The 12,105-nt window shown below is 65.6% G+C and carries 11 protein-coding genes and 1 pseudogene; 7 read left to right on the plus strand and 5 right to left on the minus strand.

Annotated features, from left to right (window positions below):
- The first annotated feature begins 8 nt into the window (after window positions 1-8).
- Window positions 9-560, plus strand: a complete 552-nt coding sequence (locus ACFB49_RS15025) for an NADPH-dependent FMN reductase (RefSeq protein ID WP_380872053.1) — start codon at window positions 9-11, stop codon at window positions 558-560.
- A gap of 71 nt (window positions 561-631) precedes the next feature.
- Here ACFB49_RS15025 and ACFB49_RS15030 read toward each other — a convergent pair whose 3' ends face one another.
- From ACFB49_RS15030 to ACFB49_RS15045, 4 genes are all read right to left on the minus strand, one after another.
- On the minus strand, window positions 632-1,285 hold the full coding sequence (locus ACFB49_RS15030; RefSeq protein ID WP_380872054.1) for a choice-of-anchor C family protein: 654 nt from the start codon (window positions 1,283-1,285) through the stop codon (window positions 632-634).
- A gap of 208 nt (window positions 1,286-1,493) precedes the next feature.
- Window positions 1,494-2,750, minus strand: coding sequence for an MFS transporter (locus ACFB49_RS15035; RefSeq protein ID WP_380872055.1), 1,257 nt, complete (start codon window positions 2,748-2,750; stop codon window positions 1,494-1,496).
- The gene (locus tag ACFB49_RS15040; RefSeq protein WP_380872056.1) at window positions 2,747-3,193 is read right to left on the minus strand and encodes a cupin domain-containing protein; all 447 of its coding nucleotides are present in this window, start codon (window positions 3,191-3,193) and stop codon (window positions 2,747-2,749) included. Before ACFB49_RS15040 ends, ACFB49_RS15035 begins: the two co-directional genes overlap by 4 nt.
- Entirely contained in the window at window positions 3,190-4,224 is a 1,035-nt protein-coding gene (locus tag ACFB49_RS15045; RefSeq protein ID WP_380872058.1) for a zinc-binding dehydrogenase, read from the minus strand. The genes ACFB49_RS15040 and ACFB49_RS15045 overlap by 4 nt, the downstream gene beginning before the upstream one ends.
- Window positions 4,225-4,366: 142 nt before the next feature.
- Between ACFB49_RS15045 and ACFB49_RS15050 the strand changes: the two genes are divergently transcribed.
- Entirely contained in the window at window positions 4,367-5,527 is a 1,161-nt protein-coding gene (locus ACFB49_RS15050) for an LLM class flavin-dependent oxidoreductase (protein ID WP_380872059.1), read from the plus strand.
- A complete protein-coding gene (locus tag ACFB49_RS15055) occupies window positions 5,524-6,117 on the plus strand; it encodes a TetR/AcrR family transcriptional regulator (protein ID WP_380879976.1) in 594 nt (197 codons plus the stop codon). The genes ACFB49_RS15050 and ACFB49_RS15055 overlap by 4 nt, the downstream gene beginning before the upstream one ends.
- Here the strand turns inward: ACFB49_RS15055 and ACFB49_RS15060 are convergent.
- The gene (locus tag ACFB49_RS15060) at window positions 6,083-6,751 is read right to left on the minus strand and encodes a TetR/AcrR family transcriptional regulator (RefSeq protein WP_380872060.1); all 669 of its coding nucleotides are present in this window, start codon (window positions 6,749-6,751) and stop codon (window positions 6,083-6,085) included. The two genes, ACFB49_RS15055 and ACFB49_RS15060, sit on opposite strands and share 35 nt — an antisense overlap.
- Before the next feature lie 112 nt (window positions 6,752-6,863).
- Here ACFB49_RS15060 and ACFB49_RS15065 point away from each other — a divergent pair, with 112 nt between their 5' ends.
- The 4 genes and pseudogenes from ACFB49_RS15065 (at window position 6,864) to ACFB49_RS15080 (ending at window position 12,088) form a co-directional block, all read left to right on the plus strand.
- Window positions 6,864-8,012 carry an LLM class flavin-dependent oxidoreductase gene (locus ACFB49_RS15065; protein WP_380872061.1) on the plus strand — a complete coding sequence of 383 codons (1,149 nt, stop codon included), beginning with the start codon at window positions 6,864-6,866 and terminating at the stop codon, window positions 8,010-8,012.
- A gap of 136 nt (window positions 8,013-8,148) precedes the next feature.
- Entirely contained in the window at window positions 8,149-9,069 is a 921-nt protein-coding gene (locus tag ACFB49_RS15070) for an alpha/beta hydrolase (RefSeq protein WP_380872062.1), read from the plus strand.
- A gap of 10 nt (window positions 9,070-9,079) precedes the next feature.
- A pseudogene (locus ACFB49_RS15075) lies at window positions 9,080-10,804 on the plus strand (amidohydrolase family protein); the annotation flags it as partial.
- A 162-nt stretch (window positions 10,805-10,966) separates the two neighbouring features.
- Entirely contained in the window at window positions 10,967-12,088 is a 1,122-nt protein-coding gene (locus tag ACFB49_RS15080) for a glycosidase (RefSeq protein ID WP_380872063.1), read from the plus strand.
- Window positions 12,089-12,105: the final 17 nt, after the last annotated feature.

Consider the following 12,105-nt stretch of genomic DNA (forward strand, 5'->3'; position numbering starts at 1 on the left):
GGAGTGCCATGGTCAAGATCGTCGCGGTGTCGGGAAGTCTCCGCCGCCATTCCTACAATGCGGGGCTGCTGCGCGCGGCGGCGAAGCGGCTGCCGGCGGGCGTGGAGCTGGACATCGGCACGATCCACGGCATTCCGCTTTACGACTATGACGTGGAGGCGGCCGAGGGGATACCGGCAGCGGTGGCGGAGCTGAAGGACCGGATTGCCGCCGCCGACGGGCTGCTGCTGGCGACGCCCGAATATAACAATGGCATTCCCGGCGTGTTCAAGAATGCGATCGACTGGCTGTCGCGCCCGCCCGCGGACGCCGCCCGCATATTCGCGGGCAAGCCGGTCGCGATCATCGGCGCGTCGCCCGGCGGCTTCGGCACGATTCTGGCGCAGAATGGCTGGCTGCCGGTGCTCCACACGTTAGGCGCGTGCCACTGGTCCGGCGGGCGGCTGCTGGTGTCGGGCGCGGGCAAGGCGTTCGACGCGGAAGGCGAGCTTGTCGACGAGGTGGTCGCCGGACGGCTGGAGAAGTTCATCGCCGATTTCGCCGCATCACTCGCGGCCTGATCCGCCCCAAAAACAAGGATGCCGCCGATCCTGCGATCGACGGCATCCCCGTTTCAGTAGGTTCGGTCAGCTTAAGCGAGCTGGGCCGGACGAATGGCGACGCGGCGGCGCATCGAGGCACCGACGACACCGAAACCGACCAGCATCATCGCCCAGGTAGCGGGCTCCGGAACCGGCGAGATCGAAACCATGTCGAGCACCGGACCGTAAGCGCCTTCGCCCGAGTTCGACGAGAAGCGCAGCGTGGTCGACGTGCCGGTCGCGGTGAACTGGAACATGTTTTCCAGATACTGCATGTCGTCACGCGCCGGCGCCTTGATGCCGAGGATCGTGTCGCTGGCGATCACCGAGCCGTTGATCGCCGCAACGAGGCCCTGCTTGGCAATGTCGCCGCCATCGGGGTTGCCCGACAGGAAATAGGTGACGGTGTAGACCTGACCAGCAACCGTGGCGAAGGTCTGCTCGATCGAGCCCGGCTCGTTGCCGGCGAGATCGATGCTGTGGGTGCCGTCATAGGCATCCCAATAGTTGTTGATCCAGTCGACCGAGCCGCTGTGGACGGTCCAGCCGGTGATGGAGGTATCGCCAGCGCCGTGAGTCGAGAAACCACCCGAGCCCGGCTGCGGGTTACCCAGTTCGAAGCTGCCGTTGACAAGGAGCGCCGCATTCGCCGCACCAGACATCAAGGTCGCGGCCGCGAGGCCCAACAGAAATTTACGCACCATCACTACACCCCTTCAAAAGCCTTCGTCCCCACGACGCCAGGCCAGGCACCCAAGCACAAGCAATGGGCGTGCCATTTTCCGAAATCCTGATTTTCCGCGGCTGCGAATGGTTAATACGCGCAGCATGGTTAGGAATTCGTAAAATTATCCGACGGACTCATCGGACGCGAACCCTATTAACCATGATTGAGGCGGCCATGTGGCGGTTTCATGCCGCCTTCGTTAACGGATCGCCGAGCTGCGGGCGGCGGCGCAGCATCCATGCCGCAAGCGCAAAAGACAGCACCGCAATCGCGAAGCCCGCGATATGCGTCGCCACCGCCAGCCGGTAATCGCCGGTCAGATCGCGTAGCCACCCCGCGAAGGGCGACATGCCGAACAGGAAAGGCACTGTCAGCAACCCCGACAGCCCCATCACCTGGGCGAAGGACTGGCGGCCGAACCACTGGTTCACCAGCGCCGCCTTGGCCGCGATGAAGCCGCCCCCGCATATGCCGATCACCACCGCATCAATGACGAGCACGCCGAAACCCACCGGCAGGATCAGGATCATCCAGACGAGCCCCTGGATCAGGCAATTGGCGATCAGAGCCGCGTTGCCGCCCCAGCGATCGGCAAGCCAGCCGAACAGCAACGACCCGAAGATACCGGTGCCGCCGGAAATGGAGGCGAGCAAGGCCGCCTGCTCCAGGCTCCAGCCGCGTTCGGTGACCAGGGGGACGAGATGGACGGACTTGGTGACACCCGCACCCACCGCGAGCGCAGATCCCAGCACGATCAGCAGGAAAGCGGGAATGGCGAGCAGGCGCAACATCGGGATCGGGCGCGACGGTGTGGCATCGCCGCTGACGGCCAGCGGCGCGGCTTCGCCAAAAGGCCGTTGGCCTACGGCTTCGGGCCGATCGACCACAAACCACAGGACGGGCAGTGCGAAGGCATGGATCGCCGCCAGCGCCAGCAGCACGCCATGGAAACCCAGCACCGGTAGAAGCTGCGGCACGGCGAGCGGAACCGCCATCACCATCAATGGCATATTGACCATGCCGATCATCCGCCCCTGCCGTTCGGCATACCAGTGCGACACCAGGGTCGCGTTGGGCAGCATCCCCATCATCGCCACGCCGGGGCCGATGATAAGGCCATAGATGGCGAGCACCTGCATCGCCGTCGTCGCCTGCGCGAGCGCGGCATAGCCGAAGGTCAGCAGCGTCGCCCCCAGCATCATCGTGCGACGGATGGTGAAGCGGCCGACAAAGGCGCCGATCACCGGAGACAGCAGTCCCGTGGCCAGCACGACCAGCGACAGCGGCAGCGAGACCATCGTCCGCGACATGCCGAAATGACTTTCGAATTCGGCGACCAGCGGCCCGAAGGCACCATAGGTCGAGCCGATGGCGAGGCTCTGCGCGATGAAGGCGATCGCCACCATGCGCGGCCCCAGGAACCGCGCGTCGCCACCGGTCACGCCGCCGTCTCCGCGGGGCAGGAGATGATGCAGAGGCAGCGCGCCGGGCTTTCTTCCGGGTTGCGCCAGGCATGATTGGTGTCGCGCTGAACCACCACGTCACCGGGGCGGACCTCGACCTTGCCGTCGTCCAGTTCCAGCACCAGCCGGCCTTCGAGCAGGATGACGTAATCCAGCGTGCCGGTGCGATGGAAGCCTTTGGCGTCGAGGCCGGGCACACCCTGCGCCAGATATTCGGCCATCACCGTATCGGGCGGGATCTCGATCAGGCGGGCGGACAGGCTGTCGGGGCGGAAATCGAGGGTTTCACCGTCCGCCGCGGGATCGCCGCCCAGCCATGCCGACGCGTCCGATTCCCATATTTTCTGGAAGGGCATCACCTCCTCGGCGAGCAGCAGCCGCGACCGGCCGTCGGGGCCGTTTTCGGTGACGATGCGCCTCATGCCGCGACCTGATCGCGAATATCGAGCACCACCTTCACCGCTTGCGGCTGGCACTGCATCTCGAACGCGTCGGAGATTTCGGCGAGCGGGAAGCGGTGGGAGATGAGCGTCCTGCGATCGACCTTGCCCGTTCGCATCAGATCCAGCGCCTGCACCAGTTCCTCGGGCGCATAGCCGTTGGAACCCATGATGACCGGTTCCTTCTGGATGATCGGCCCCATGTCGATCGTCATCGCCCCTTCGAAACCGCCGAAGCAGATGATCCGCCCGCCGGTAAGCGACACCAGCCGGAGCGCGGTTTCGAGCGGCGGCGGGCCGGACATATGGGCGATATAGCCCGCGCAATCGAAGATGACGGGCACGTTGGCGGAAATGCCGCGATAGCCTTCCTCCGTGCCGCAGATAGCAGCGACGGCGGCGAAGACATCGCCGTCGCGCGCATTCACCACGTCGGTCGCGCCGATCTCCAGCGCCTTTTCGAGCCGCGCTTGCTGGACGTCGATGGCGACGATGCGGCCAGCCTCGATCCCCTGCGCGCGGATCGCCTGGATGACGCCCAGGCCGATAATGCCGACACCGAAGACGACGACATTCTCTTGCCGCTGGATCGCGGCCTTGCGGACCATCTGCAGACCATCGGCCATCGGCTCGGTCGTCGCGGCTTCGACGAAGCTCACGCCTTCGGGGACGCGAACAAGCTGATAGGGATTGACCGGCACGGTGACATAATCGGCCATGCCGCCGCCGAGGCCGGTAACGCCGACGACGCGCTCGCCCACTTCCCAGCCGGTGACGCCTTCGCCCAGTTCGGCGATGCGGCCGGCAAATTCGTGGCCGGGCACCTCATAACCTTCAGGCGTCTTGCGGGCGAGGCGATCGCGGTAGCTGTCGTTGCGATACATATGGAGATCGGAGCCGCAGATGCCGCAGGCTTCAACCGCCACGAGCACTTCGCCTGCCGCCGGCACGGGCCGCGTGGCATCGCCGCGCATCTCGATCTGGCCCGGATCGATATAGTTCGCTGCCTTCAAGGGCTCTCTCCTCGCTCGCTCCGTTCGGAGTCTCTGATGGAGGAAGATTCCACATCACCGGGCACGCTGCAAATTATATTTACAGTGTGTAACGTAAATAATATCGTTCCCCCAAGCGACCGACGAGTCGAAAGGAGAGACGATGCGCAATGTGAAGCTTCGGGCCGGTGTTTTCCTCGCGCCCTTCCACCCGCTCGATGAGAATCCGACGCTCACCTTCGAGCGCGACCTGCAGCTTGCAAGTTTCGTCGACGAACTGGGTTTCGAGGAATTCTGGTATGGCGAGCATCATAGCGGCGGTTATGAGAACAGCGCCTCGCCCGAACTGATGATCGCGGCGGCCGCCCAGCGCACCAAGCGCATCAAGCTCGGCACCGGCGTCGTCTCGCTCCCCTATCACAACCCGCTGATGACGGCGAACCGCATCGCCCAGCTCGACCATCTCACCTTCGGCCGGCTGATCTTCGGCGCGGGGCCGGGCCTGCTGGTATCGGACGCGCATATGCTCGGCCTCGATGCCGTCGAATCGCGCGGCAAGCTGGACGAGGGCTTGAGCGTCATCACCCGGCTGCTCGCCGGCGAATGGGTGACGGAGAAATCCTCCTGGTACGATCTGCGCGAGGCGCATTGCCAGGTGCTGCCCTATAATCGCGACATGGAAGTCTGCGTCGCCAGCACCTTCTCGCCCAATGGCGGCAAGCTCGCGGCCAAATATGATGCGGGGATGCTGTGCCTCGCTTCCACCATGTATCAAGGCTTCGACGCGCTTTCGACCAACTGGAAGATCGCGCAGGATAGTTCCGCCAAGCTGGGACGGACGATGTCGCCCGCGCGCATCCGCTGCGCCACCGAGATGCATATCGCCGACACCCGCGACAAGGCGATGGACCAGGTGCGCCGCGGCTATGAGCGCTATCTGCTCTACATCAAGAACCAGTCCGAACAGCTCAAGGATTCGCCCGCGCACGACACGCTGGAGAATCTGATCGAGCGGCAGGAGATCGTCGTCGGCACGCCCGACGATGCCGTCGCGCAGATCCGCCGGCTGGAGGAGAAGGTGCCCGATTTCGGCTGCCTGCTGCTGCTGGAAAAGAACTGGGCGAGCACCGAAGACAGCAAGCGCTCGCTGGAAATGTTCGCGCGCTATGTGCTGCCCGAAGTCAATGGCGACAATGCCGCGCGCCGCAAGAGCTTCGACTGGTGCCGCGAGAAGCGCGACGGCTTTATCGATACGATCATGACGGCTAATCAGAAGGCCTTCGCCAAGCATGCGGAGGAAGAAGCGCAGGAGAAAGCGGCCTGAACGATCCCACGCCCGTTCGCACGCGGGGGCGCCCGCGCAACCCGGATACCGACGCCGCAATCATCGATGCGGCGCGGCATATCCTGGCGACCGGCGGCTTCGAGGCCTTGAGCTTCGAGGCGATCGCGCAGGCGACGGGGATTTCGCGCGTCTCCATCTACCGCCGCTGGCCGTCCAAGGCGCATCTCGCCAGCGAGATCGCCAATGGCGGCGGCGGCCATCTGCCCGACGTGATCGAAACGGAGGGGATCGCGGCCGAGATCCGCGCGCTCGTGGCCCAGCTTCACGAACGCTACAGCCAGCCGGACATCGGCGCGGCCGCGATCGGCATGATCGTTTCCTACCAGCGCGAGCCTTCGTTGCGCGACGAACTGCACAGCCCGCTGGAGCGCGACGCCCGCGCCGACCTGCGCGCCGTGATCGCCAAGGGCAAGGCGCTGGGTGTGGTGCGGGACGAGGTGGATGCGGACGCCCTGTTCGACATCGCGATCGGATCGATCATGTTCCGCATGCTCGTCAGCGCCGCAACGCCGACCGACGCGGTGGTGGATGCGATCAGCGAGATCGTGCTGAACGGGGTGGCGCGGTAGCGATCTGTTGTTCGTAGGCCGCGAGCCTGCTTTCCAGATCGGCCCGCGCACCTGGCGTCGCCACCGTCAGCGAGGCGAGCGCGAGGCCGTAGCCGACCGCGACTTCCCAGCGATCGACGCTGATCCGCGCCTCCACCCAATCCATCGTCGCGCCGCCGATCAGATAGACGAAGTTCGCGGTGAAGGCGTCGACGTCCACCGTGTCGCGGATCAGCCCTTCGCGCTTGAGGTCCGCGACGATCGCGCGCCAGAAGGCAGCGCCGGGATCCTCGCCATCGGCCATCTCGTCTTCGGGATCGCTGGCATAGAGGGTGGCGAAGAGGGCGCGGAAGAAAGCCGGCTCCTCGGCCAGTTCGCGGCCGAACAGGTGGATGGCGTGGAACATCCGCGCGAAGGCATTGGGTTGATGGCTGGCGGCCAGTCGATCGACCAGGCCGGCGCGCTGTTCATGGTAGAGCGCCACGAACAGCCGGCGCTTGGTGCCGAACAAATTATAGGGCGTGGCCGGGCTGACGCCGGCGGCCTCCGCCAGCCGCCGCATCGACAAGGGCTCGCGGTTCAGCATCGCGCGCGCGGCGACGAGGATCGCCTGTCGCCGCCGCTCCATCCCCGCATGCCCCCGCTTCGCCGTCACCATTCCCGCCTTGCATCTGTTCGCTTCCGCATATCCGACTGCGGACTTGGCATCAAATTATAGCATGCTATAAATCGGGAAAGGCCAAAGAGCCATTGCCAGGAGAGAGTCGATGAAATTCTCGATCTGCTTCGAAGCCCAGATGGTCGATACGTCGCGCGAATCCGAACAGCGCACCTTCTATGGGGCGGTCGACCAGGCGCTCTATGCCGAGGAGATGGGCTTCGACGGGGTGTGGGCGGTCGAGCATCACGCGCTGACCCAATATGCCCATATGTCGGCGCCCGAGACCTTCCTCGCCTTCATCGCCGGGCAGACCAAGCGCATCCGCATCGGCCATGGCGTGATCTGCCTGCCGCCGGCGATGAACCATCCGGTGAAGGTGGCGGAGCGGGTGGCGACGCTCGACATCCTTTCGCGCGGGCGGGTGAATTTCGGGGTCGGCAAGGGCGGCACCCAGCAGGAAGCCGGCACCTTCGGCTACGATCTCGCCGAACTGCAGCCCATGATCGACGAGAGCATGTATCTGATCCCCAAGATCATGGTCGAGGAGGAGATCGAGCATGACGGGAAATATATCAAGATCCCGCGCCGGCCGATCCATCCCAAGCCGTACCAGCAGCCGCACCCGCCGATGTATATGGCCTGCACGCGCGATGAATCGCTGGTGACGGCGGCGTCGCGCGGCTTAGGCGGCATGGTGCTCGGCTTCAACACGCCCGAGGATACGGCGCGGCAGAACCGCCTCTATCGCGACGCCTTCGCCAGCCGCGATCCGGCCAAACAGGTCGGCTATTTCCCCAACGAATGGCTGTGCGTCGGCTGCCCGACGATCATCAGCGACGATCGCGAAAAGGCGCGACGGATCGGCCTGCGCGGCCAGCGTTTCTTCGCGCAGGCGATCCACCATTGGTATGGCGGCGGCGGCAAGCCCGAGATCCATGTCGAGGAGGCATCCGCCACCGAGCATGAAAATGCGTTCAGGCAGGCCGAGGCGATGACGGTTGCTTACCTCAACGAGGCCAAGATCCCCGTCACGCCGGCCGCGACCGATATGTACAATGTCGACCATGCCTATGGCACGCCGCAGGACGCGATCGCCTATCTGGAACGGCTGGAGGAGGCCGGCGCGGACGAGGTGCTGATGCTGATGCAGATGGGCACCGTTCCGCACGAGGCGATCATGGAGACGATCCGCCACATGGGCGAGACGGTGATCCCTTATTTCCGCGAGAAGGAAGCCAAGGCGCGGGCGGCCTGAGGCTGCCCGTCACCCCACACATCATCGTCACCCCGGCGTAGGCCGGGGTCCACCTCTCCAAGTCGACCAACGGCGCAAGTGGGGAAGTGGATGCTGAAACAAGTTCAGCATGACGGAAGAAAGCAGAAGGAAGCCCATGCCCCTCAACGCCACTTCATCCGCCATCCTCAATCATCTCAACGCCAGCGCCCCCGACATGAAGGCGATCGGGCCGATCGAGTTCCGCGCCTATAGCGCGCAGATGGTGCAGCCCGCCGATCCGGGGGACCGGATCGTCACGCAGGATGTGGATGCCGACGGCGTGCCCGTGCGCATCTATCGGCGGGAGGAAGCCGGCGACGCGGAGCCGGTGCTCGTTTTCTACCATGGCGGCGGCTACATCGCCTGCGGCATCGAAAGCCATGACCGGCTGTGCCACCGCCTCGCGCGGCTGGCCGAATGCGCGATCGTGTCGGTCGATTACCGGCTGGCGCCCGAGCATGTCTTCCCTGCAGCAGTCGACGACGCGCTGGCGGCGTTGCGCTGGGTGGCGACGAATGGTGCGCATTATGGCCTCGACATCAGCCGGCTGGCGGTGGGCGGCGATAGCGCGGGCGCCACGCTGGCGACCGTGGTCGCGGCACGCGCGCGTGACGAGGGCGGCCCGGCGATCGCGCATCAACTGCTGATCTATCCCGGCACCGACATGGTGGGCGAAACAGCGTCAGCGCGCGAGTTCGCGCAGGGCTATTTCCTCGACAAGGATTTCTCCGAACTCTGCATCTCGGCCTATGTCCGCGACCCGGCCGATCGCGCGCACCCCTGGGCGTCGCCGGCGCGGGCGGCCGACCTTTCGCGCCTGCCGCCCGCCACAGTGCTGACCGCGGAATGCGACCCTTTGCGCGACGAAGGCCGCAACTATGCGCAAAGCCTGCGTGATGCGGGCGTGCCCGCGGCCTATACGGACTATTCCGGCGTCTTCCACGGCTTCGTCAGCATGTTCGGGATCGTCGCGGAAGCTGATCAGGCGGTCGACGATGCGGCGGCGGCGCTGAAGAAGGCGTTCGGCACGGCATAAAAAGGAGAGCGACATGGCCGACCTGGATCTCGTCATCCGCAACGGGACCGTCGTCGACGGCAGCGGTGGGGCGATGCAAGAGGCCGATGTCGCGATCAAGGACGGGCGGATCGCCGCGGTCGGCAAGGGCCTGCCGCGCGGGGCAGAGGAAGTGGACGCCAAGGGGCTGATCGTAACGCCCGGCTTCGTCGACATCCACACCCATTATGACGGCCAGGTGACGTGGGAGAACCGGCTCAACCCATCGTCGGCGCATGGCGTGACGACGGCGGTGATGGGCAATTGCGGGATCGGCTTCGCACCGTGCCGCCCGCAGGATCGCGAAGACCTGATCCGGCTGATGGAGGGCGTCGAGGATCTGCCCCAGATCGTGCTGTCCGCCGGCCTGCCCTGGGCGTGGGAAAGCTTCCCCGACTATCTGGATTTCGTCGGATCGCGGCAGTTCGATACCGACGTCTGCGCCCAGCTTCCCCATGCGGCGCTGCGCGTCTTTGCGATGGGCCGCCGCGCGATCGACCGCGAGCAGGCGACCGAAGCCGATCGTGCGACGATGGCGCGGCTTGCGAAAGAGGCAATGGAAGCGGGCGCGATCGGCTTCGGCACGTCGCGGACGATCAACCACCGCGCGAGCGACGGCACGCTCGTCTACACGCTCGACGCCGCCGAAGAGGAACTGGCAGCGATCGGCGAGGCAATGGGCGCGGCCGGCAAGGGCGTGCTGCAGGTGGTGTCCGATTTCGACGATCCCGAGCGTGAACTGGGGATGCTGCGCCGCGTGGTGGAGCGCGCGGGGCGGCCACTTTCTGTGTCGCTGGGCCAGATCCACGCGACGCCCGATCGCTGGCGCGAGGTGCTCGACTGGATCGAGAGCTGCAATGCCGGCGGGCTGGAAGTGCGGGCGCAGGTGAGCGGCCGGCCGGTGGGGATGCTGTTGGGCTATGAGCTGAGCTACCACCCGTTCAGCTACACGCCGACCTGGAAGTCGCTGCTGGGGCTGTCGATCGAGGAGCGGCTGGCCGCGCTGCGCGATCCCGCGATCCGCGCAGCGATCACCAGCGAGACACCGGATGCCGGCGATTTCATCGGCGCCGATTTCATCCGCCAGTTCCAGCTGATGTATCCACTCGGCGCGCCGGTGAATTACGAATTCGCGCCCGGCAGCAATGTCGCTGCACAGGCGGCAAAGCTGGGCGTGACGCCGGCCGAACATGCCTATGATCTGATGCTGGAGGAAGGCGGCCGCGCGGTTCTGATGCTGCCAACCACCAATTTCGGCGGGGAATCGCTGGCGGCGGCCGAAGCGATGCTGCGCCATCCCAACACGGTTTACGGGTTGGGCGACGGCGGCGCGCATCTGGGCTTCCTGTGCGATGCGAGCCTGCCGACCTACATGCTGCAGCATTGGGTGCGGGACCGGACAGCCGGTGCGCGCCTGCCGCTGGAGGAGGTGATCGCCGGCCTTTCCGCCCGCCCCGCCGCGGCCGTGGGGCTGAATGATCGCGGGCTACTGCGGCCGGGCTATCGGGCGGACATCAATATCGTCGACTTCGACCGGCTGACCTTGCGTGGCCCGCGCATCGCTTATGATCTGCCCGAAGGCGGCAAGCGGCTGACGCAGGCGGCTGACGGCTATCGCGCGACGATCCTGAACGGCGTGACGGTGCAGCGCGACGGCGTGGCGACCGGGGCGCTGCCGGGGCGGCTGGTGCGTAGCGCGCAGCGGGTGGCGGCGTAGACTATCTCGTCACCCCGGGCTTGTTCCGGGGTCCACCTCTCAGCTCATACGGGACTCTCCTGTCGCACGGTGGATGCTGAAACAAGTTCAGCATGACGGGGAAAATGGGGTGGGCGTCGCACCTTGCTTGCCACCCCTGCCCGCCTGCGGCACGCTCGCGCCATGAGCCGTTTCGCAACCGATCGCCTGATCTTCGCGCCCGGCGATGTCGATCTTTCGCGGTCGCCGTTGGCGGGGCATCTTGATGCCGAAACCTATGTGCTGGGCGCGTTCAACCCCGGCCTGACGCGGCTGCCCAACGGCAACCTGCTGATGATGGTGCGCGTGGCCGAGGCGCTGCGCGAGCCGATCCGTGAGGGCCACGTCCACGCAATCCGCTGGTCGGATGGCCGCTATCAACTCGATCCCTGGCCGGTCGATCAGGCCGACACGTCCGATCCGCGCAAATTCATGCTCCATGGCGGCGGCTGGAAGGTGATGGCGCTGACCTCATTGTCCTGGCTGCTGCCGGTGGAGCTTTCGGCGGACGGGCTGGAGGTGGTGGCGGTCCATTATGATCGCGCGATCGCGCCCGAGAACGACCTGCAATGCTATGGCGTCGAGGATGCGCGGATCAGCAAGGTGGGGAACCGCTGGCTGATGACGACCTGTTCGGTCAGCCCCGAGCGCCATTCGACCACGCTCTACAGTTCGGACAACGGGCTCGACTGGCGGTTCGAAGATGTCGTGCTCGATCATCAGAACAAGGACATGCTGATCTTCGAGGGGCTGATCGGCGGGCAGTATTGGGCGCAGACGCGGCCGCTGGGCGATCTTTATTTCGCTTATCCACCGGGCAGCGAATGGCGCGCGGGGCCTTCGATCAACCTCGCCACATCGCCCGATGCGCTCCACTGGAAGCCGCATCGGAAGCCCGGTATCCGCCCGCAATCGGGGACCGTCGCGACGGCGCGGATCGGGGGCGGCGCGCCGCCGATCCTGACAAAGGATGGCTGGCTGACCCTGTGGCATGGCGTCGAGCCGCATGAGATCGTCGGCATCTATCGCACCTATTGGTCGATCCTCGATCGCGACGATCCCGCCTGCGTCATCGCCACGGGGGAAGGGCCGTTGCTGGAGGCGGACCCGGAGCTTACCCGGCCGATCGAGCATCTGATGTATCTGCGCGATGTGGTGTTCACGACCGGCATCGCCGATGCGGGCGACCATGTTGTCGTGGCGTCGGGCGAGGCGGACCTTGCGTGCCGGATCACGCATATACCCAAGTCAGCCTTCCCCACCTGAGGGCTTGCCAGTGTCGG

The organism is Sphingomonas sp. DBB INV C78, assembly GCF_042693015.1.
Lineage (GTDB): Bacteria > Pseudomonadota > Alphaproteobacteria > Sphingomonadales > Sphingomonadaceae > Sphingomonas_E.